Below are 21,269 nucleotides of genomic sequence, written 5' to 3'. Positions count from 1 at the left end.
CCAACGGCGAAGATAGAGGTGTGCAATACCAACCCACAGACGATCGGCGAGAGCGAACCGAACGGGCACAGAAGCTACTGAGAGAGCGTGACGCCGATGCGCTAATTCTTTCGAAGGGAATCGACCAGTACTACCTGAGCGGCTTTCTGACCAGAGAACAAAAGCGCCACCTCTTTCTTATCGTCCCGGCCGAGGGGGAGCCGGCGTACTTCGCCCCGGACCCGTACCGACGACAGCTCGAAAATCAGTCGTGGGTCCCGACGATGCACATCTGGGAGGATAGCGACGACCCGATCGAGAAGCTACGCGAGGCGGTTGCGGAGATCGGCATCGCCGACGCCGAGACCGTACTCGTCAACGAGGAGATGTGGGGGATGTACGTGATCGACCTCGTGTCGGTCCTCGACGCGGAGTTTTCGACTTCCACCGATCTCATGTTATCGCTCCGACGGCGAAAGAGCGAGAGTGAGATCGACAAGATGCGAGAGGCCGCCGACATCACGGACACCGTCTCCGAGGAGGTTCGGTCGCTCGACGTCGTCGGGATGACCGAAAACGAACTCGCAGCCGAGATCGAATACCGCGTTCGGAAATACGGAGCCGGTGATCGAGGCTCGACGCAGGTCGCGAGCGGACCGAACGGATCTCACCCGCCCCACGCCTACAGCAATCGGACGATCGAGGACGGCGATCCGGTGATCATCGACTTCGGCTGTTCGGTCGACGGCTATCTGTCGGATCAATCTCGCGTACTCGTGGCCGGCGGCGACCCACCCGCCGGATTCGTCGACGCGTTCGAGACGGTCCGAGAGGCCCAGGAGGCCGCGATTGAGATGATCGAACCCGGCGTCGTCGCCGCCGACGTCGACGCGACCGCCCGCTCGATTATCGAAGAAGCGGGCTACGAAGGGCAGTTCCTCCACGTGACCGGACACGGCCTCGGGTTGGGCATTCACGAACCGCCGTACCTCATGTCCGGCTCGTACATGGACGGTGGCAATCGGTTAGAACTCGAGGAGGGAATGGTGTTGACCGTCGAGCCGGCGATTTACGAGCCAGAGGAGTGGGGAATCAGGGTCGAAGACATCGTTCTCGTCACGGACGACGGATCGGAGCGGTTGAACGGCTCCGATCACGGCTGGGAACCGCTGTAACTGGTACGGAGAACAGACGGTTCCGAGGGAAATCGACGCTCGTTCTTATCGGTCGATACCGACGTTGTTCCACTCGCTGGTCAACCGGGGGTTGATCGACGGCCGCGGGTTGAGTTGGAAGTCGTTGACGTGGTCGGCGACGCCCCACGCTTCCATCTGTTCGTACGTCGGCAGGTGGACGCGTTCTTCGAGGACGCGCGTGACCGAGTCGATGAACAGCTCTCGGCGTTCGTCCTCGTCGGCGGTCGCGTCGGCGCCCTCCATCCACTCTAGCAACTCGTCGTCGCGGTAGTAGTGGCCGTTGTCGGCGCCCTCGCGGCTCGGGTGGTAGAGCGTGTTGATGAACGCGCCGGGATCGGGCGCTCCCGACAGCCCGAGGAAGTAGATGTTCATGTCGTCGGCGTCGCCGGAGTTGAACGTGCTGATGAACGTCCCCCACTCTAAGTTCTGGACGTTCGCCGAGTAGCCGGCGGCTTCGATCTCGTTCGCCAGCGAGACCGCCAGCGTGTCGTCGCCCGACACCAGGATGTCCAGCTCGTAATCGGGGTCCAATCCGCCCTCGTCTAACAGTTCGGCCGCTCGATCGTGGTCCTTTTCTGCGGGAATCTCCGCCCACTCGTCGACGGGAAGATCCCACTCTTCGGCGAGGCTGGATGGGATGGGCGAAAACATTCGTTCGCCTCCGTCGCCGATCTGCAGGTCGATCTCGTTGTCGAGGTCGATACAGGCGTCGATTCCCTCGCGAACGAGCGGATCGGCCGTCGGCCCGTCGATGCAGTTGAACGCGATGAAGTTGCACCTGAGACCCTGGACGATTTCCATCGAGGAGTGATCCATCGAGTTGACCGTTTCCTGTAAGTCCGTCGGCACCTCCTGAATCAGATCGGTTTCGTCGGTTTCGAGCGTGGTAACCCGCGTCGAGGCCTCCTCGATCTCGAGAATCTCCACTTCGTCGAGTCCCGGGTCGATATCCATCCAGTAGTCCTCGTTCTTCTCGAGTAACACCCGCTCGCCTTCGTCCCACTCGACGAACTTGTACGGCCCGCTGCCGATGATGTTCTCGGCCCACTCGTCTTCTGCGCCCTTGTTCTCCTCGCGGACGTCTTTGGGCACCACCAGCGTGTTCAGCGAGAGCATAAATCGCGCGTAGGGCTCTTCCAGGTCGAACTGGATCGTGTGCTCGTCGACCTCCTCGATCGACTCGATCATGTTGTAGTCGCCCGCGTCGCCGCGGTCTTCGACCACCGGCTGGGTCATCGAGTACTCGACGTCCTCGAACGTCACCGGCTCGCCGTTGTGAAACTCGGCGTCCGAATCGATCTCGACGATCCACCGCGCGCCGTCCTGTTCGGTCTCCGGTAAGTCCACCGCCAGCTCGGGGGCGAACGCGAGGTCGTTATCCAGCGCGACGATGTTGTTGAAGACGTTGTTGAGCACCTGTCGATCGGGTGTACTCAGGTGTCTGACCGGATCGATCGTCCGGGGGTCCGACTCGAGTCCGACTCGAAGCACCTGTTCATCGTCCGACCCGTTTCCACCGATACACCCTGCGAGCATCGCCGAGGTTGCACCAGTCGCGAGAACGAACTCGCGTCGCGAGAGTGGGAGATCTTCTAATTGCATGACAATCACTACCATGCACCTTCAGCTATTAAGGTTTGTGTAGCCTGTATGGCGCGATTTTGGTTAGTTGAAATGTGTACTCAGACAGATAATTTACATCAGCGAGACGGTGTGACGAGACGGCGAGGAACGGACGCGTCCGAATTCGTTCGTCTCTGTACCGACGATCCGGTTCGTCTATCGCCGCCACGTCCTGTGAAAGACGAGGTGATCGTCGAACGTGGTCGTCACGGAGTAGTGCGTTACGTCCGGCGTCAATCGGCAGGTCACCTCCGAACGAGCACGCTGTGCCCCGTAATCGACGGTCGCTTCGGTTTCCGACGTGACGACGTACGCGGTCGGGTCGTCGGGTTCGGCGGTCGCCTCGATCTCCTGGTCGAACGACATCGTCCCGCCGTGGGGAAGCTCCATCGCGTGGGCCATCGTCGTCCGAACGGTCGCCTCGTCGGTCAACTGATTGCGGCTCGTTTCCCATCTCCCTCGTTTCGACGTGGTGTACGGCGAGGACGCCGGCACGAGTTCCTCGTCTGGGTCGCCCATTTCGATCGCGTCGGGAAACGAGACGCCGTCGGTGTGGGCGACACCGGGGAATCGGACCGATGTTGGCGCGTCGGTCGACGAACGCACGGTGTATCGCCCGGGCTCTCTCGCGGTCGGATGAACGAGCGGAAAGAACCCGGCGCTGATCGCGAGTCTGAGGCGGTGTCCGGTCTCGAAGACGTGCGACTTCGGTTTCAACCGGAGGTCGACCGTGTACTCCGTTCCCGGGTCGAGCAGTCGCCGTTCGTCGTGCCCGTCCCTGTGACTCAATCGGAGCCGTCCGTGAGAGACGAGACGCGTGGTTCCGTCCGGGGCGACGTCGGTCAGTCGAACGACGAGCATCGGATCTTCGACGCTCGAGGTGAGCGTGACGGTCGCCGTCGGTGAGCCGGTGAGCTCGATCGGGTCCTCGAACGGGTCGGATTCGAACGTAAGCGAGCGGCGGTCGTCCGGATCGACGTCGGCGGGCACCGAAAACGGTCGGTCGTCGGGCGAGTACATGCCGACGGTGTGATCGTGATCGTACTCGACTTCGAGGCGCTCGCCGTCGTCGAGTTCCGTCGGCGTGAGACCGGTTTCCGTCGCGCGAACGGTGAACGTCTGTTCCGATGGCGGCCACGTCTCCGTCGCGCGCCAGGTCCCGCCCTCGACGACGCCGCCACCCTCGCGCTCGGTCCAGAACGCGATCTTCGGCCACGAACGGACGTCCTCTATCTGATCGGACTCCGCGACCGGCTCGTCTTTCAGGAAGTGATCGAACCACGCTCGAACCCGCGGCCGGAAGTCGATCGTCGTCTCTCGGGCTCGGTGTGGCATGGCGTGGCGCCACGGACCGAGCAGTACGCGCGTGGGTGCGTCGATCCGCTCGGCGAACGAAAGCGTCGGGGTGGGAAAGTAATCGCGCCAGCCGCTCACCGCGAACGTCGGGACCGTTACGTCCTCGACCGGGAGTTCCCGACGGTCCCAGTACTCGTCTTTCAGGTCGTGATCCATCGTGTTGAACAACCAGGGGTCACCCTCCTCGAGTTGTGCGAGGTGGTCCTTCCACGCCTCGGACCACTGTCCGTCCGGGTCGCGATAGCTCGAGGGTAACGACTGCAGCGCGAGCATCTGGGAGTTCCAGTGACCGGCGCGTTCGAACGGGCTGAGCGTCCCGCCGAGGTAGGCGACCTCTTCGTACGTCGAAATACCGGCCATGATCGGAACGATCGCCTTCAGCGGCTCGGGATCGTGAACGGCCGCCGAGAGACACGTGCTCCCACCGTAGGATTTACCGAACATCCCCACACTTCCGGTACACCAGGATCTGTCCGCGAGCCACTCGACGATCGCCACCGCCTCGGCCCCCTCCGATTCGTAGTCACCCGTCTCCGTCTTCGTTCCCGTCGACGCTCCCGTTCCGACCATATCGGCCGTAACGACCGCGTAGCCGTGCGCCGCGAGGTACTCGATGATGGGCGCGTACGCGCCGTAGACGAGATGGTCGTCTTTCCGATACGGGTAGTACAGCAACAGCGCCGGCAACGGCTCGCTCGCATCCGCCGGCCGGTATCTCGTCGCGGAAACGGTCTCGCCCCCGACCGGGATCGAGATCCCCGCAGTTCGGTCGATATTCGAGACGTCAGTGCTAGTGGCACACATACACACTGTACCGAAGTGACGGGCAAGAATGTGTGCGTTACGGCAAACACACGCCGTCGAACCGCCTGAAGTTAGCTCGAAACACGGGAATCCCACATACAGCCACCGAAGTCGATTCACTCGCCTCACTCGGTGTCCCCGTGAGCGACGTCGGACGAGATTAATCAGGCTTTTTGATATGTAATCTACCAGAGTTATTTTGGTGTGCGAAATCGGAAATTGCCGAAAGAAGCCCGACAATCGTGTTTTGTGAGGAGAAAGAGATCTGTGAGAAGTACCACTATCGATGAAGGAAAGTTTATGGGGATACGGTAGCCTTTAACATGCGACGGACCCGGAGTGACTAACAACCCCATCAAATGAAACACGGAAAATACCTTCTTTGGCGCCTGATACAAGCGTTCCCCGTTGTATTGGGAATCGTTACGATCACCTTTTTCCTGACGAACCGGATTCCGGGCGATCCGGTGGAAGTGATGCTGGCTGGTCAAGACGTTCCCCCAGAAACGATCGAAGCGGTCCAGGCCCGGTACGGACTCGACCAACCGCTGCACGAACGGTACTTCAACTATCTGGCTGGCATAGCCCAGGGTGACCTCGGCTGGAGTATTTACTACGACATGCCGGTGACGACGGTGATCGCGAACCGGATCCCGGTGACGCTCTTTTTGGTCCTCTCAGCGTTCGTATTCGCGATCGCCGTCTCCGTACCGCTCGGCGTTATCTCGGCGAAGCGGCGCAACGAGCCCGTCGACCACGGCTCGCGCGTGGTCTCGCTGATCGGCGTAAGTACGCCGGACTTCTGGATCGGACTCGTCTTGCTCATCCTCTTTGCGTTCCACCTGGGCTGGTTGCCCGCCACCGGGCTGCCGCTCCCCTGGGACTCTCCCAATTCGATCAGAGGAGCCGAGACGCAACTGGACGTGATATACGAATCGCTCAGACACCTGATCATGCCGATGATCGCGCTGGGAACGCTCCAGATGGCCCAGATAACGCGAATCGAACGATCGTCGATGGTCGACTCGTTCCAGAAGGACTACGTCGAACTCATGGAAGCCTACGGCGTCTCGGAGAAGAAGATCGTTCGAAAGTACGCGTTTCGACCGGCCCAGACGCCCGTGATAACGATCGTGGGCCTCGGCTTGAGTACGGCGCTCGGCGGAACGGTGCTCATCGAGACGGTCTTTCAGATCAACGGGATGGGCCGGCTGATTATTCAGGCGATAAACACGCAGGATTACGAATTGATCATGGGAACCACGCTTATCTACGGCCTCATGTTCGTCGTCGGGACGATCCTTACCGACCTGGCCTACTCGTACATCGATCCGCGCGTCACGTACGGTGATGACGCATGAGCATCGACCACGGAGAAACGGAGAAACTGGACGATGGGGCGGACGCAGAGCCCCGCGTCGAAGCGAAGGTCGGCCTCAGCTACACGATTAGCCAGGTCAAACGCGATACGACCGCACGAATCGGGCTGTACATCATCCTGTTCGTTACCGCGGTCGCCGCGATCACGTCGATAGACTACTATCTGCTAGATTATACGATTGCGGAGACGGTTCTCCATCACCCAGAGCAGGATCCGGATGAACAACAACGACTGTTGCCGCCCGTCGGGTTCGACAACCAGTTCGGAAGTGGCGTGTGGGAACACCCGCTGGGAACCGACCAACGGGGTCGTGACGTCCTGACGAGACTGATCTACGGTACGCGAATCGCGTTCCTCGCCGGACTCGCCGCCACCGCGATCGGGTTCATCGGCGGAACGCTGATCGGGGCGGTCTCGGGCTACTACGGCGGGTGGGTCGACGACGTCCTCCAGCGCCTGATGGAGACGCTGTACGCGATCCCGTTTCTGATCCTGGTCATCGCGTTCATGACGGCGTTCGGACAGAGTCTCATGTTCGCTATGGTCGGAATCGGGTTGATCTCGATGCCGGTGTTCAACCGGTTGATCCGGTCTCGCGTCGTCAGCGTTCGCGAAGAGGAGTACATCGAAGCCGCCAGGGCGAGCGGGATAAAGACGCGGACGATCATCCTCAGATACGTCATTCCGAACAGTTTCGCCCCGGTCCTGGTTCAGGCGACGCTCCAGATCGGATTCGCCATCCTGGCGATCGCCGGCCTCTCGTTCCTCGGGTTCGGGGTACAGCCGCCGACGCCCGAATGGGGCCAGATGCTCGCCGATTCGCGCGACTACATGATACCGAACCCCTGGTTCAGCGTGTGGCCAGGCATCGCGATACTGATCACCGTCGTGGCGTTCAACACCTTCGGTGACGGGTTGCAAGACGCACTCGATCCACGCATCAACAACTAACAATGACTGATCCACTGCTACGCGTACGCGACCTGGAAGTCGTATTCGAGACGGACGCAGGCACAGTAAACGCCGTCAACGGCGTTTCCTTCGACATTCACGAAGGCGAACTCGTCGGACTCGTCGGCGAGTCCGGTGCCGGAAAGAGCGTCACCGGACGAAGTTTACTCCGGCTCATATCGTCGCCGGGTGACATCGTGTCGGGAGAGATCTCCTTCAAGGGCGAGACGATATTCGACGCGTCCGACGACGCCACGGACGAATCGCTGACGATGGACGCGTTCAAATCGGAGATTCGGGGAACGGAGATCGCGATGATCTTTCAGGACCCGATGGAGTCGCTCAATCCGGTTTTCACCGTCGGCACCCAGATGAACGAGATCATCACGACGAACCGCGACGTGACGACGTCCGAAGCGCGAGAGATCGGCATCGAAATGCTCCACGAAGTTGGAATCCCGGATCCGGTCTCGCGATACGACGAACACCCCCACCAGTTCTCCGGCGGGATGCGCCAGCGGGTCCTGATCGCGATGGCGCTCGCGTGCGAGCCGTCGCTGATCATCGCCGACGAGCCGACGACGGCCCTGGACGTGACCGTCGAGGGACAGATCATCAAACTCGTCGACGAACTCCAGGAGAAGTACGGGACGAGCTTTCTCTGGATCACCCACGATATGGGGATCGTCGCCGAGATCTGCGATCGAGTGAACGTCATGTACCTCGGAGAGATCGTCGAACAGGCCCCGATACGACAGCTGTTTAACGATCCGAAACACCCGTACACGACGGCGCTTTTAAACTCAATTCCCCGGCCGGACCAGCCGGTCGATCATCTGAACCCGGTCGCCGGTGAGATGCCGAATCCGCTCGCCCCGCCGAGCGGGTGTTACTTCCACCCGCGGTGTCCGGATGCCCGTGACGTCTGTACGAACCTGTCCCCTCAATTAAAAGAGATGAACGAAACTGACGACGACGCGCGAGCGAGTGACGCCCACCGAGCAGCCTGTTTCAAACACGACGCGTTCGACGTCGGCTACGAGTCGAGCGATCCGCTCGCATCCGATGGAACGAGCGACGCGAAGACGTCGGAGGTGGTAGTGACCGATGAGTAACGCAGACGAAGCGGTCCGATTCGAAAACGAGACGGACGCCACCGACGCGCGAGCCGACGAGACGACGTCGGGAGGTGAAGAAGAGGTACTCGTCGAGGTCGACGGGCTCTCGAAGTTCTTCTCGAACGACGATACGCCGTTCGATTCGCTCGAGGTCGACCTTTCGAACCTACGCAAACCCGTCCAGTTCAACCCGTCGGAGGTGAAGGCGGTCGACGACGTCTCGTTCGACATTCGGCGCGGCGAAACGTTGGGTCTCGTCGGCGAATCTGGCTGTGGGAAGAGTACGCTCGCCCGGGCGCTCTTGAATCTGATTCCGCCGTCAGAGGGGAGCGTCACCTTCAACGGAACCGACCTGTCGGCGCTCTCCGGCGAAGAGCTCAGACGGCAACGAAAAGACGTCCAGATGGTCTTTCAGGACCCACAGTCGTCGCTAAACCCCCGAATGAAAGTCGGCCAGATCATCGAAGCGCCGATGAAGGCCCACGGGATGTTGACGAAATCGAAGCGCAAAGAGCGGACGGTAGACTTGCTCGAACGGGTCGGTCTCGAGCCGAGTCACTACAATCGGTATCCGCACGAATTCTCCGGCGGCCAGCGCCAGCGGGTGAACCTCGCGCGGGCCATCGCCGTCGATCCCGAGTTCATCGTCTGTGACGAGCCGGTGAGCGCGCTCGACGTCTCGATTCAGGCTCGCATCCTCAACACGATGAAACGGCTGCAATCGGAGTTCGGGCTCACCTACCTCTTCATCACGCACGACCTGAGCGTGCTTCGATACATCGCCGACAGGGTCGCCGTGATGTACCTGGGCAAGATCGTCGAGGTCGCAGAGACGGACGAGTTGTTCGACAACCCCCAGCATCCCTACACCAAATCACTCCTGCAGGCGCTTCCGATCCCGGATCCGGACCGGAGCGGTGAGCGCGTCGTGCTCGAAGGAGAGGTGCCGAGTCCGACGAATCCGCCGAGTGGATGTCGGTTCCGAACGCGGTGTCCCGAGCTGATCTGTCCGGACGAATTCGAGCTGTCAGACGAGCAGTGGGATTCCGTCCGGACGTACGTTCGTGCGGTCCGTCGCCAGCGGATCGATCCGACGTACTCGAGAGGTGACATCGAAGCCGAGTACTTCGGCGACGTTTCACTGCCGAGTGACGTGAACGCGATCCTTCAGCAAACGTTAGACGAAATCGAAGAAGACGACTGGGAGACGGCAAAAGAAACCGTCGCAACCCGCATCGAGGCGAAGAGCATTTGCGCTCGCGAGTTCCCCGAGTACGAGCTGGAGGCGAAATTTGGTTCGGACCGGCATTTCTGTTCCTGCCACGCCGTTGCTCCACAACGGATCGAATCGGCCCCCGAACGGTAACGCGACGATCGTTTTCGTCCCGGTAGAATACAGTGGAAGCCTTCGTACCCAACGGGCGGCTCGACGTGGCGAACGTCGGAGGATTCGTCGCCCGGGGCGCGTTTAAAGAACGGTCAGTTCGGTCGGATACTCGGTGAGGTTCTCGTATCCGTCGTCTCTCACGACGACGATGTCCTCGATTCGAACGCCGCCGGTTCCCTGCTCGTACAGGCCCGGTTCGACCGTAACGATGTGACCGTCTTCGAGTTCGCCGCCACCCTGTCCGAGTCGGGGAGCCTCGTGGACGTCGAGGCCCACCCCGTGGCCGGTGCTGTGGAAGAACCCGTCTTCCGTCGATTCGTCGGATCGAAGCGTCGGGAAGCCGGCCGCCTCGTAGACGTCACAGACTGCGTCGTGGACCGCCTCGCCGGTCACGCCGGCTTCGATTGCCCCCAGCGCCGCCTCGTAGGCGTCGTGGGTGTGATCGTACCACTCGCGCACCCACGCTTCGGGCTCTCCTTTGACGAACGCCCGGGTCATGTCGGAGCAGTAGCCCGACGATTTGTCTTTCGGGAAGATGTCGATCACGATCGGAATGTGGGGTTCGAGCGGGCCCGACCCGAAGTCGTGGGCGCGCGCAGCGGCGGCACCGCACGCGACGATGCAGTTGTCCATCGCACACCCCCGTTTCAACAGGGTTAGCTCGATCTCGCGGCGGACGGCCTCGCTCGTGAGGACGTCGCCGTCGTGGTGTAACACGCCGTCTTCGACGGTCGCCGCCGCGAGCATCGACTTCGCAGCGTCCATCGCCGCTTCATTTGCCCGCTGCGTTCGTCGAACGTGCTCGACTTCATCGTCGGTTTTGACGGCGCGGATCGTACCGATGACGTCCGCGTAGTCGGTGACGACGTCGATCCCAGCATCCCGAAGGACGTCGGCCGTACCGACGGGAAACGATTCGGGAACGCCGACCGATTCGACGCCGTAATCGCGAACGAACGCGGCCATCACGCGCTGTCTCGCCGTCTCCGGGCCGTGGGTCTCGAGCGTCTCCTGATAGTCGAACTCGGAGAGTTTCCGAACCGTCTCTCCATCGCTGTCGGATTTCGCCCGGGTGTACTCGAGTTCGGAGAGCAACAGGTGAACCGCCCCGTCCGCGTACAGCGTGGCAAAGTTGTCGGGGGCGTGATAGCCCGAGAGGTAGTACTGGTTTGCGTCCTCACCGTCGGCATCGAGCAGGTAGCCGTCGACCGAATTCGAGTCGAGATGATCCGTCAACTGCGGATAGTGCGTTGCCATATCGTGGCATCGTTCGAGACGACCAATAACGTTGGCATCCCGGACATCCGGGAGGACGGGGGTTCACGGTCCACCGGTACGGACGAACAGTGGACGGTGCTCGATGATCTCGTGTTCACGGGTCACCCACACTCGCGGTGACGTTCGCGCTCCAGCGCAGCTATCCGAAAACGCGTTCGAACGCGAATCCGTCGCTACACTCGCTGTTCGAGGAATTCGTCGATCCGGCGCCACTTCTTGTACTCGCCGTCGTCGTCGTGATCGCCGTGTTTCATTCCGGCGAACGTGTCGAACTCGTAATCTTCGCCCTCTTCGAATCCGAGAGCGGTCAGCTTCCGATGGACGAGTCGCGGTTGGGACGCCGGGACGATTTCGTCGGCGGTTCCGTGCAGAATCAAGAGCGGGTCTTCGAGGTTGTCGAGGTGCGTGATGGGACTGCGCTCCCACCAGTGTTCGTCGTTTTCGTACGGATCGCCGAGTCGGCGCAGAACGTGATCGGGGATGTGACCCCACTCGAGAAGCGGAATCATGTCGGCGACGCCCGCCCAGACGATCCCGGCCTTCCACAGACCCGGGTACGTCGACAGCTGGAAGTAAACGTCGTGTCCGCCGGCCGACTGGCCGTAGACCGCGACGCGATCTTCGTCGATCCACTCCCGGTCTTTCAACCACCGTCCGGCCGCGGCGAATTCCGGAATGGCCTCCTCCATGCCCGAAAGGCTGTGGTGGGGATGAAACGCCGTATACCCGCGTCTGACGAGGAATTGGGCGTAGGTCTTGTAGGCGTCGTGAACGTGTAGTATCGGGCTGTACAGCATCACCACGGCGGGTGACGGTCGGACGCCGGAGTCCCACAACGTACCGTGTAGTTCCTCGCCGTCAGGCGTTTCGTAGGTCACTTCTTCCGGCTCGACCCGGGAATCCTCATCGGGATCGAGGAACGATTCGCGAAACGCGGTCCGAAACGAACTCGTCTGTGCCATGCACACCCATGACTAGAAACCCATATAGCATCTTTGATTCCCGCCACTGTACGCCGGTATCGAGGGAAGAAATAAGAATTTACGGCGGAATTTTATGTATTATTGGACGGAGAGGACAGATTATTTCCACGAACGGGAGTTAGCGAGGTGCGAGCAGGCAGTCAGTCGACGACGAACCGCCGTTCGTGGCGAGAGAGCCGTTCACAGCCCGTTTCGGTGATCAAAACGCAGTCTTCGAGACGAACGCCGCCGATCTCCGGGTAGTACAGGCCGGGTTCGACCGCTACCACGGCGCCGGGTTCGAGCGGAGGTTCGTCGGGGAGACACACCGGCAACTCGTGGACGTCGAGACCGATGCCGTGTGCGACGTAGTGGAGCGCGCCCGATTCGAACGAATCGTGGGTTCGACGAGAGCGATGGCCCTTCCCTTCGAGAAAGCCGAGCACCTGCTCGTTTACCTGCTCGCCAGTAACGCCGGGACCGAGCGTGTCGATCGCGATATCGAGTGCGCGGTCGACCTGGTCGTACAGGCGGCCAAGCGCTGGATCCGGCTCTCCGACGACGAACGTACGAGTGGTGTCGGCGTGATACGCGGTGTGTCGATCCGCCGGGAAGATATCCACGACGATGCTTTCGCCGGCTGCGATCGGCCCGTCCGTCGATCCGTGGGGATCGGCCGAATCGGCGCCGCATCCGACGAGCACGTGCTCCGTCGTCAGATCGCGATCGACCAGTTCGCGCCGAATTTCGCGTGTGAGCGTCCGGCCCGTGAGCGGGTCGTCGCCGTGGTACAACCACCCATCGACGACGTCGGCCGAGGCTAACACCGCCTCGATACGTTCGAACGCGGCTTCGACGCGGTCGAGGACGGATCGAATGTGGTCAATTTCGCCCGCAGATTTGATCGCCCGCGTTCGCGTCACCGCCGCGGATTCGTCGGTCGTCACGTCGATCCCCGCGGCTCGCAGTTCGCTCGCGACGCCGTGGGGAAAGCGTTCGGGCACGCAAACGCGGCTGACGTCGCGGTCTCGAACGAACGACGCGATCGCCCCACCGCGGCTCCGTTCGGACCCATCCGAAGCCGATCGGTGCGTCGAAAACGTCTCCACGGAGGTCGCGTTGCTCTCTCGCGTCGTGCGCCCGTACTCCGTTTCGCCGATCAGTACGTGAATGTTCGGGCGTTCCGACGCGGTCGGTTCGTACAGCGTCACGAACGGATCGCTGGCGTCGAATCCCGACAGGTACCGTTGATCGCCGTTCGAGCCGCTCGCATCGAGCAGGTACCCATCGGCGTCGATCGAGTCGAGGTGCGTATCCAGGTGTTCGGTGTTCACGGGTAGTAGCGGTACCGCCGCGGAGAGGAGTTTCAGACGCGGAGACGACGGTTACCGAACCGTCGACGCGCCGGCCGGTGTGCCCGACAGCGCCGGGCGAACGATTAGTTGTCGATGCTGACGTTGTTCCACTCGCTGGTCAACCGGGGGTTGATCGACGGCCGCGGGTTCACGTGGAAATCGTTGACGTGGTTTGCGACGCCCCACGCCTCCATCTCCTCGTACGTCGGCAGGTGGACGCGCTGTTCGAGAACGCGCGTGGTCGCGTCGATGAACAGCTCGCGGCGTTCGTCCTCGTCGTCGGTCGCGTCGGCGCCCTCCATCCACTCGAGTAACTCGTCGTCGCGGTAGTAGTGGCCGTTGTCGGCGCCCTCGCGGCTCGGGTGATAGAGCGTGTTGATGAACGCGCCGGGGTCCGGCGAGCCGGAGAGACCGAGAAGGTAGATGTTCATGTCGTCGGCGTCGCCGGAGTTGAACGTGCTGATGAACGTCCCCCACTCTAGGTTCTGGACGTTCGCCGAGTAGCCGGCGGCCTCGATCTCGTTCGCCAGCGAGATCGCCAGCGTGTCGTCGCCCGACACCAGGATGTCCAGCTCGTAATCGGGGTCCAGCCCACCCTCCTCGAACAGTTCGGCCGCCCGGTCGTGGTCTTTCTCCGCCGGAATGTCGGCCCACTCGTCGACCGGCAGATCCCACTCTTCGGCGAGGATCGTCGGCACCGGTGAATACATCCGACTGCCCCCGTCGCCGATCTGCAGGTCGATCTCGTTGTCGAGGTCGATGCAGGCGTCGACGCCCTCGCGGACGAGCGGGTCTGCCGTCGGCCCGTCGATGCAGTTGAACGCGATGAAGTTGCAGTTGAGCCCTTCGATCACGTCCATCGACGAGTGATCCATCGCGTCGACCGTCGACTGCAGGTCGGCCGGAACGTTCTCGATTAGATCGGTTTCGTCGGTTTCGAGCGTGGTAACCCGCGTCGAGGCCTCCTCGATCTCGAGGAATTCGACCTCGTCGAGCGCCGGGTCGATATCCATCCAGTAGTCCTCGTTCTTCTCGAGTAACACCCGCTCGCCTTCGTCCCACTCGACGAACTTGTACGGCCCGCTGCCGATGATGTTCTCGGCCCACTCGTCTTCGGCGCCCTTGTTCTCCTCGCGGACGTCTTTGGGTACCACCAGCGTGTTCAGCGAGAGCATAAATCGCGCGTAGGGCTCCTCGAGATCGAACTGGATCGTGTGCTCGTCGACCTCCTCGATCGACTCGATCATGTTGTAGTCGCCCGCGTCGCCGCGGTCTTCGACCACCGGCTGGGTCATCGAGTACTCGACGTCCTCGAACGTCACCGGCTCGCCGTTGTGAAACTCGGCGTCCGAATCGATCTCGACGATCCACCGCGCGCCGTCCTGTTCGGTCTCCGGTAAGTCCACCGCCAGTTCGGGAACGACGCTAAGATCGTTATCCAGCGCGACGATGTTGTTGAAGACGTTGTTGAGCACCTGTCGATCGGGTGTACTCAGGTGTCTGACCGGATCGATCGTCCGGGGGTCCTCGTCGAGACCGATCCGCAGCACCTGTTCGTCACCGGATCCGTTTCCACCGAGACATCCTGCAAGCATCGCCGAGGTTGCACCAGTCGCGAGAACGAACTCGCGGCGTGATACCGAACCACTCTCAAATTTCATACCAGTCGAAGCCATGGGCGAAAATAGCATAAGCATTGTGGACAAACGTTGGAATATTGTAACGGAAAGCGGAAAAGTAGGTAGTGTAAATACCGATATGAATTGCCATTCCCCCCGATTACCGGTAAATTTTGAAAGCGCGTTTATTCTATTAATGAGTTGGTTCGGCGAAGTCCGATTGTCGGATTGGCCAACAGAATACCTTTCCGTCAGATAGGGGTTCAATATCCACGCAAACCCGTTGTGAAACGGCGACAAAGAGTTAAGCGGTGGGCCTGGCGAGTAGGGTCCATGCACGTCGTAGTTGTTGGTGGGGGTATCGTCGGCGCGTCGGCTGCCTATTATCTCGCATCCGGCGGTGCCGACGTCACCCTCTGCGAAAAATCTCACGTCGGCGCCGGTGCGACCGGTGCTGGCGGGGGAATCCGGTCACAGTTTTCGACCCCGGTCAACGTGGCGCTCTCGAAGGAGAGTATCTCCGTCTGGGACTCGTTCGAAGCGACGTTCGGCGTCGATCTGAACGAGCGACAGCACGGATACCTCTTTCTCGCCCGGACCGAAGACACCGCGGCGCAACTCGAACGGGACGTCGCCCTCCAGCGCGAATACGGGTTCGAAAACGAGTTTCTGCAGCCGGAGGAAGCGGCCTCGCGGTGTCCGGGTATCTCGACGGAGCCGTTCGTCGGCGCCTCCTTTTCCCCCGGCGACCGGTTCGTCGACGTATCACTCGCCGTTCAGGCGTTCGTCGACGCCGCTGAATCGGCCGGAGCGACGCTATCGATCGGTACCGACGTGACCGGGATCGACCTGGATCGTGGCGAGCGAGGACGCGTCACCGTCCGCACCGACGAGGGAGACGTAGACGCAGACTACGTGGTGAACGCCGCCGGCGCGTGGGCCGGCGAGATCGCGGAGATGGTCGGCGTCGAACTCCCGGTATCGCCGCGACTTCGGCGGCAACTGCTCGTCGAACCGAGTCGACCGTTCCCGATCGATCTGCCGCTGACGATGGACCTCGATACGGGCGCCGTCTTCTACCCGGAGAACGAGGAGGTCATGATAACCAGCGGACCCCAGGAGACGATGCCGATCGTCGATCCCGATCAGTATCGAGGCGACGAACCGATCGACTGGACGATCGACGTCCTCGAGTCGCTCGGCGAACTGGCCACGTACTTCGACGAAGACAGTCGGGTCAGACGAACGATCGAAGGCGTGTACGCCCAGACGCCCGATAGCAATCCGATCATCGAAGAGACCGTCCCGGGGTTCGTCAACGCGGTCGGGTTTTCGGGCCACGGCTTCATGCACGCGCCGGCGACCGGGCAACTGGTCTCTGAGATCATCCTCGACGGTGAGCCCTCGCTCGTCGACATTTCCGCGCTCGGAAGCGACCGGTTCGAGGCGTCGGCTCCCGACGGCGAGAAAAGTTTCATCTAACAGGGGCTGGTGATCCCAGGAGCACATCTGCGTATCGAACCTGGGGTGGAAACCGGCCTGCACTCGTATTTTGTATCCAATCGGTGGAAGGATGGATACGCAGCCGACACCGACGAATTCGACATCTCCGCTACCACAGCATCCAAATACTGGTTCTCCCAACGAGTCGTATGACCGACCGAGAGGCGTACTCGACCGGGACCACCTTCGAAGAGCAGTTCGGCTACAATCGTGCCGTGAGAGTCGGAAACACCGTCCAGGTGGCCGGGACGAGTCCGATCGAAGACGGCGAGGTCGTCGCCCCCGGCGAGCCGTACGAGCAGGCGTCGTTCGTTATGGATCGTATCGAACACGCACTCGAAGAAGTAGGCGCCTCGATTACCGACGTCATCCACACCGAGGTGTACGTGACCGACTTCGGCGACTGGGAGGAGATCGGACGCGCACACCGCGAAGCGTTCCCCGACGAACAGCCTGCGTCAACCATGATCGCCGTCAACGAGCTTCCGAGAGAGGGCATGGTCGTCGAGATCAAAGCCGAAGCCGTACGCGAGTGAGCACCATGGCCGGTCGAATTAGTGGGATCCGGTGCTCAGACCGTCGGCGTGCGAATAACGGATTTTCGGAACGTCGGTAGGCGGACCGTTCTACGCGCGCCAGTACACGATGGTACGGCGGCGTCTGTTCCGACTCGTCCCGCGAGCAAACGTATCGAGCGTCGCCTCACTGGCCACGGCGTCGATCCACGCCCACCGTATCGAGCGTAGAGACGGCCCCGTCCGTGCAGATCAGACCCGTTCGATTCAGCTAGATTGTGGCGCTTATACGTCGAATAACTGTCCGAGTGGAACGTCGTCGTACGCCACGTCGGTCAGTTCGAGAGCGCGCCACAGCGTCGCCTGATTGCTGGTGACGACCGGGCGACCGATATCGCGTTCGAGCGGGCGAATGGTCTCGAACGTCGGATAGTCCGTACAGCTGATAAAGACGCAGTCCGCGGCGGAATCGGCGACAGTCTTCGCATGATCGTAGACGGCCGTCTCCGACCGGTTCGCCACGTCGACGGGAGATGCGTGACCGAGTCCGTGGAGGCGCGCGATGGAGAATCCGTGGTCCTCCAGGTACGCACTAACGAGTCGGTTGATGTCGTCGGGGTACGGCGTCGCGACTGACAGTGTGGACGCCCCCAGCCCGTCGAGCGCGTCGACGACGGCGCTTGCGGTCGTGATGGCCGGGACGCCGCTTGCCTCCTGAATCACCTCGATGAGTTCCTCGGCGTATCCGGCGCCGTGAACCAGGCTCCCGGTCGTACAGCCGAACGCGATCAGATCCACGCGCGCATCGGACAGAAGCGCTGCAGTGCGCTCTATGTCAGCAGCCATTCGCTCTAGGGTCTCGACGGTACAATCGCCGCCTGTGACGCGCCCGACGTGAATGGAAACGTCGGACGGGGCGTAGTCGACGAACTCGACTTCGTTGGTCGTATTCGTCGACGGGACGATGAGCCCGATTCGTGTGTGCGCGACCATTATGGTGATACTGTGTCGACTACGTGTTAGTAGTTTGGTGGTTCTTTACTCACAAATCCGAGAGGTATCAACATCCAATGTAACGTACACTCGTAATACAATATCCAAGTATAACCGTTTTGCATAGCGTGTTGGAGAGAATCCGATATTGAATTTCCCAGAATTAATACATTAACTATATTTTGTACAATTGACTCGGTGAGCACGTGCCATGATACGTAAAATCATACCAAAGAAGAGAGAAGGGAAAATCGCTGCTGTCCTTCTCGTTATCGCGCATGTATCGCTCGCACCCCCGATCGTATCGGCGTTTAATACACCAGAATTGGTCGCCGGCTTCCCGCCGTTATACATTTGGACGCTACTGGTCGGTTCGGCCATGGCGATAATCCTGCTCTGGGCGGCCTGGATCGACGCGTGGGGAATTACCATGGAACAAGTTCCGCCGGAACTTCGGGAGAAAACCGGTGTCATCGGGTTTACCGATACAGATCGGGACGAAACTACCGTTCCCGAGAGTGCGGTCGTTGACGGAGGTGAGAAGTGATGGTTTCGTTACAAGCACAGGTAGCCCTCGCAACGATCGGAATCTACATTCTGGTCGTTCTGGGGGTCGGATACCAGGGATGGCGAGTCGGAAAACTAGAAATCGAAGACTGGATGGCGGCCGATCGTGGACTCGGCATCACAGCGCTCACGTTCACGGTGGCGGCAACGATTTTCTCTGCGTTCGCATTTCTCGGAGCAGGCGGGATCACGTACATGACCGGCCTCCCAGCGATAATTGGATTTACGCTCCAGCTATTTTTCGCCGGGGTAATATTCTGGGTTCTCGGAAGTCGTATGTGGATTCTCGGTGCCAAATACGGCTATATTTCACCGTCGGACTTCCTCGCCGACTTTTACGACTCGAAACCGCTTTCCTTACTTGCGAGTGGCGTGCTTATTCTGTTTTCGTTCCCGTACGTCGCGCTACAACTCACAGGCGCCGGGATCATCTTCGAAGTTGCAACTGAAGGAGTCGTCAGTTTCGAAGTTGGAGCCGCAATACTTCTCGCGGCGGGCGTCATCTACGTGTGGCTCGGCGGACTGAGAGCGCTCGCCTGGACGGACATCATCCAGGGTGTGTTCATGCTCATCGCGATCTGGCTCTCTGCGATACTCATCATGGCAACCGCGTTCCAGGGTCCGACAGACCTGTTCGCCGAATTGAGCGCCGAGTTCCAGGATCACTTCCTCATTCCGGGCCCGGGTGACATGTGGACGCCAGAGTTTACGTTTACGTGGTTCATTATCGCCGTGTTAGGCCAGATGATGCTCCCGCAGATGTTCCTTCGATACTTCGGCGGCGGTTCACCGGCGACGATCAAGTGGTCCGGCGTTAGCGCGTCGATCTACCTGTTTATCTTCTACCTGGCAATCCCGTTCATCGCCCTCGGCGGATTGATCTACTTCCCGGAAATATCTGATCCCGATAACATCGTTCCGGAGATGCTCTACGAATTCGCTCCGGCGTGGTTCGCTTCGATCGTCGTCGCCGGCGCGATCGCCGCGGCGATGAGTACGAAAGATTCGCAGCTTCATGCAGTCGCCGTCCTGCTGACTCGCGACTGGTACGAAGAATTCGTCGCCGACGGTGAAATCGACGAACGAAAAGAGACGCGCTTTGCACAGATACTGGTCCCGATCATCGCCATCATCGCGTACGTCATCGCGATCCAGGAGTTCGCCATCTTGTTCTGGCTGTTGACGTTCGCCCTGGAAGGCGCCGCCCAGCTGGCACCGATCATCGTCGGAGCGCTCATCTGGGATCGCGCATCCGCGGCGGGGGCGATAGCCGGACTCTCGACGGGTGTGATACTCGTGTGTCTGTTACTGGTCGAGTGGATCGCGATTCCGTCCGCGATCGACGTCGGATTCTTCTCCGGCTTCTACGCCCTCCTCGCGAACTCGATCGTCTTCGTCGTTGTGAGTTACGTCACGTCGCCCGTCCCACAGGAGAACGTAGAACGCATCCAGGGCTACCTCGACGGTGCGTCGAACCAGCGCTGGGACGACGACGGATCGGTAGTGACGGCCGACGACTGACGAACTCGCCTGCGGCCACCCATTTTGACGGACCCGCGAGGATAACTGAACCGCTCGCCAGTCGATGGGGCGGGTGCCGTCCGAATCGCCCACAACACCTCGAAGAACGGCACGTATCGACCGAAACCTGATCGCCACGTCGGTTGGTCGCTCGTTGGGGAACACGCCACGAATATGGCGCGAGTGCAGAGTATGGAAAATTAAATTAGACATCTGTGGTTTATTTGTCCAATAAATAAGGACAGAATCGGAAATGTGCTGCACTGATCGACAGATATACGTGAACGCTTACCAGTATTCAAGTGAAATGCAAATTGGAATCGGGCTCCCGAACACGCTGGATGCCGATCGAGAGACGCTGCTCACGTGGGCCGAGCGAGCCGAGGACGGCCCGTTCACGAGTCTCGGCGTCTTCGACCGGCTCGTCTACCGGAGCACGGACCCGCTCGCGACGCTCGCCGCCTGTATCGGCTACACCGAGGACATACAACTGGTGACCTCGATCGTCGCCGGCCCGCTTCGCAACGACGCGCTCCTCGCGAAGCGAGCCGCGACGGTCGACCGACTCTCGGGCGGACGGCTCACCCTCGGTCTCGCACTCGGGGCACGCCCCGAGGATTACGAGGCCGCCGGTGTCAACTTCGACGGACGTGGCCGGCGCTTCTCGAAGCAGTTGAATAGCCTCCGCGAGAGCTGGGAAGACGACGAGATCGGACCGGAACCCGCACGCGAGGGTGGCCCGCACCTGCTCGTCGGCGGCGACAGCGATCCCACCTTCAACCGCGTCGGGCGCTACGCCGACGGCTACATCCACGGCGGCGGGCCTCCGCGGGCGTTCGAGCGGAAAGCCGAACAGGCCCGGGCCGCCTGGGCCGAATCCGGCCGACCCGGCGACCCCGACCTCTGGGGTCACGGCTATTTCGCCCTCGGCGAGGACGCCGCCGAGCGCGGCCGCGAGTACCTCCTCGACTACTACGCCTTCACCGGCCCGTTCGCCGAGAAGATCGCCGACAGCCTGCTGACGACGCCACAGGAGGTGCTCCAGTTCGTCCGCGGCTACGCCGACGCCGGTTGCGACGAACTGCTGCTCTTTCCGACCGTCGCCGACGACGATCAGTACGATCGGCTCGAAACGCTCATCGAAACCGAGTGGCGATAACC

Annotated in this window: 17 protein-coding genes; 10 read left to right on the top strand and 7 right to left on the bottom strand. The window is 61.0% G+C overall.

What is annotated here, in order from left to right:
* The first annotated feature begins 20 nt into the window (after positions 1-20).
* The gene (locus NKH31_RS08425; RefSeq protein WP_254864695.1) at positions 21-1,154 is read left to right on the top strand and encodes a M24 family metallopeptidase; all 1,134 of its coding nucleotides are present in this window, start codon (positions 21-23) and stop codon (positions 1,152-1,154) included.
* 45 nt (positions 1,155-1,199) lie between these two features.
* Here NKH31_RS08425 and NKH31_RS08420 read toward each other — a convergent pair whose 3' ends face one another.
* Both NKH31_RS08420 and NKH31_RS08415 read right to left on the bottom strand, forming a co-directional pair.
* Positions 1,200-2,777, bottom strand: coding sequence for an ABC transporter substrate-binding protein (locus tag NKH31_RS08420; RefSeq protein WP_254864694.1), 1,578 nt, complete (start codon positions 2,775-2,777; stop codon positions 1,200-1,202).
* 177 nt (positions 2,778-2,954) lie between these two features.
* Positions 2,955-4,958 carry a CocE/NonD family hydrolase gene (locus tag NKH31_RS08415; protein ID WP_254864693.1) on the bottom strand — a complete coding sequence of 668 codons (2,004 nt, stop codon included), beginning with the start codon at positions 4,956-4,958 and terminating at the stop codon, positions 2,955-2,957.
* A gap of 359 nt (positions 4,959-5,317) precedes the next feature.
* Between NKH31_RS08415 and NKH31_RS08410 the strand changes: the two genes are divergently transcribed.
* From NKH31_RS08410 to NKH31_RS08395, 4 genes are read left to right on the top strand one after another with little or no spacing between them, the layout of a single operon-like run.
* Complete coding sequence (locus NKH31_RS08410) at positions 5,318-6,319, top strand: ABC transporter permease (protein WP_254864692.1); 1,002 nt, start codon at positions 5,318-5,320, stop codon at positions 6,317-6,319.
* Entirely contained in the window at positions 6,316-7,290 is a 975-nt protein-coding gene (locus NKH31_RS08405; protein ID WP_254864690.1) for an ABC transporter permease, read from the top strand. The genes NKH31_RS08410 and NKH31_RS08405 overlap by 4 nt, the downstream gene beginning before the upstream one ends.
* A gap of 2 nt (positions 7,291-7,292) precedes the next feature.
* Entirely contained in the window at positions 7,293-8,405 is a 1,113-nt protein-coding gene (locus tag NKH31_RS08400) for an ABC transporter ATP-binding protein (protein ID WP_254864689.1), read from the top strand.
* The gene (locus NKH31_RS08395) at positions 8,398-9,774 is read left to right on the top strand and encodes an ABC transporter ATP-binding protein (RefSeq protein ID WP_254864688.1); all 1,377 of its coding nucleotides are present in this window, start codon (positions 8,398-8,400) and stop codon (positions 9,772-9,774) included. Before NKH31_RS08400 ends, NKH31_RS08395 begins: the two co-directional genes overlap by 8 nt.
* Positions 9,775-9,876: 102 nt before the next feature.
* On the opposite strand, the gene NKH31_RS08390 is transcribed toward NKH31_RS08395, so the two are convergent.
* From NKH31_RS08390 to NKH31_RS08375, 4 genes are all read right to left on the bottom strand, one after another.
* Positions 9,877-11,052: a M24 family metallopeptidase gene (locus NKH31_RS08390; RefSeq protein ID WP_254864687.1), complete on the bottom strand. Its 1,176-nt coding sequence runs from the start codon at positions 11,050-11,052 to the stop codon at positions 9,877-9,879.
* 194 nt (positions 11,053-11,246) lie between these two features.
* Positions 11,247-12,035 (bottom strand): alpha/beta hydrolase family protein, encoded by a 789-nt coding sequence (locus NKH31_RS08385; RefSeq protein ID WP_254864686.1) that lies wholly within the window; start codon positions 12,033-12,035, stop codon positions 11,247-11,249.
* Between the two features lie 161 nt (positions 12,036-12,196).
* A complete protein-coding gene (locus tag NKH31_RS08380) occupies positions 12,197-13,369 on the bottom strand; it encodes a M24 family metallopeptidase (RefSeq protein ID WP_254864685.1) in 1,173 nt (390 codons plus the stop codon).
* Between the two features lie 104 nt (positions 13,370-13,473).
* A complete protein-coding gene (locus NKH31_RS08375) occupies positions 13,474-15,051 on the bottom strand; it encodes an ABC transporter substrate-binding protein (protein WP_254864683.1) in 1,578 nt (525 codons plus the stop codon).
* Positions 15,052-15,342: 291 nt separating this feature from the next.
* Here NKH31_RS08375 and NKH31_RS08370 point away from each other — a divergent pair, with 291 nt between their 5' ends.
* Both NKH31_RS08370 and NKH31_RS08365 read left to right on the top strand, forming a co-directional pair.
* A complete protein-coding gene (locus NKH31_RS08370) occupies positions 15,343-16,491 on the top strand; it encodes an NAD(P)/FAD-dependent oxidoreductase (RefSeq protein ID WP_254864682.1) in 1,149 nt (382 codons plus the stop codon).
* A 170-nt stretch (positions 16,492-16,661) separates the two neighbouring features.
* Positions 16,662-17,048 (top strand): RidA family protein, encoded by a 387-nt coding sequence (locus tag NKH31_RS08365; RefSeq protein WP_254864681.1) that lies wholly within the window; start codon positions 16,662-16,664, stop codon positions 17,046-17,048.
* A gap of 264 nt (positions 17,049-17,312) precedes the next feature.
* Here NKH31_RS08365 and NKH31_RS08360 read toward each other — a convergent pair whose 3' ends face one another.
* On the bottom strand, positions 17,313-18,020 hold the full coding sequence (locus NKH31_RS08360) for a maleate cis-trans isomerase family protein (protein ID WP_254864680.1): 708 nt from the start codon (positions 18,018-18,020) through the stop codon (positions 17,313-17,315).
* Positions 18,021-18,231: 211 nt separating this feature from the next.
* Between NKH31_RS08360 and NKH31_RS08355 the strand changes: the two genes are divergently transcribed.
* The 3 genes from NKH31_RS08355 to NKH31_RS08345 all read left to right on the top strand — a co-directional run bounded on the left by NKH31_RS08355 (position 18,232) and on the right by NKH31_RS08345 (position 21,267).
* Entirely contained in the window at positions 18,232-18,567 is a 336-nt protein-coding gene (locus NKH31_RS08355; RefSeq protein ID WP_254864679.1) for a hypothetical protein, read from the top strand.
* The gene (locus NKH31_RS08350) at positions 18,567-20,108 is read left to right on the top strand and encodes a sodium:solute symporter family protein (RefSeq protein ID WP_254864678.1); all 1,542 of its coding nucleotides are present in this window, start codon (positions 18,567-18,569) and stop codon (positions 20,106-20,108) included. Before NKH31_RS08355 ends, NKH31_RS08350 begins: the two co-directional genes overlap by 1 nt.
* Positions 20,109-20,415: 307 nt before the next feature.
* A complete protein-coding gene (locus NKH31_RS08345; RefSeq protein WP_254864677.1) occupies positions 20,416-21,267 on the top strand; it encodes an LLM class flavin-dependent oxidoreductase in 852 nt (283 codons plus the stop codon).
* The last annotated feature ends 2 nt before the right edge of the window (positions 21,268-21,269 follow it).

This window comes from Halovivax gelatinilyticus, assembly GCF_024300625.1.
In the GTDB taxonomy this organism is placed as follows: domain Archaea; phylum Halobacteriota; class Halobacteria; order Halobacteriales; family Natrialbaceae; genus Halovivax; species Halovivax gelatinilyticus.
Note: the sequence above shows the minus strand (reverse complement) of the source record. Positions and strands in the feature narration are given on the sequence as shown.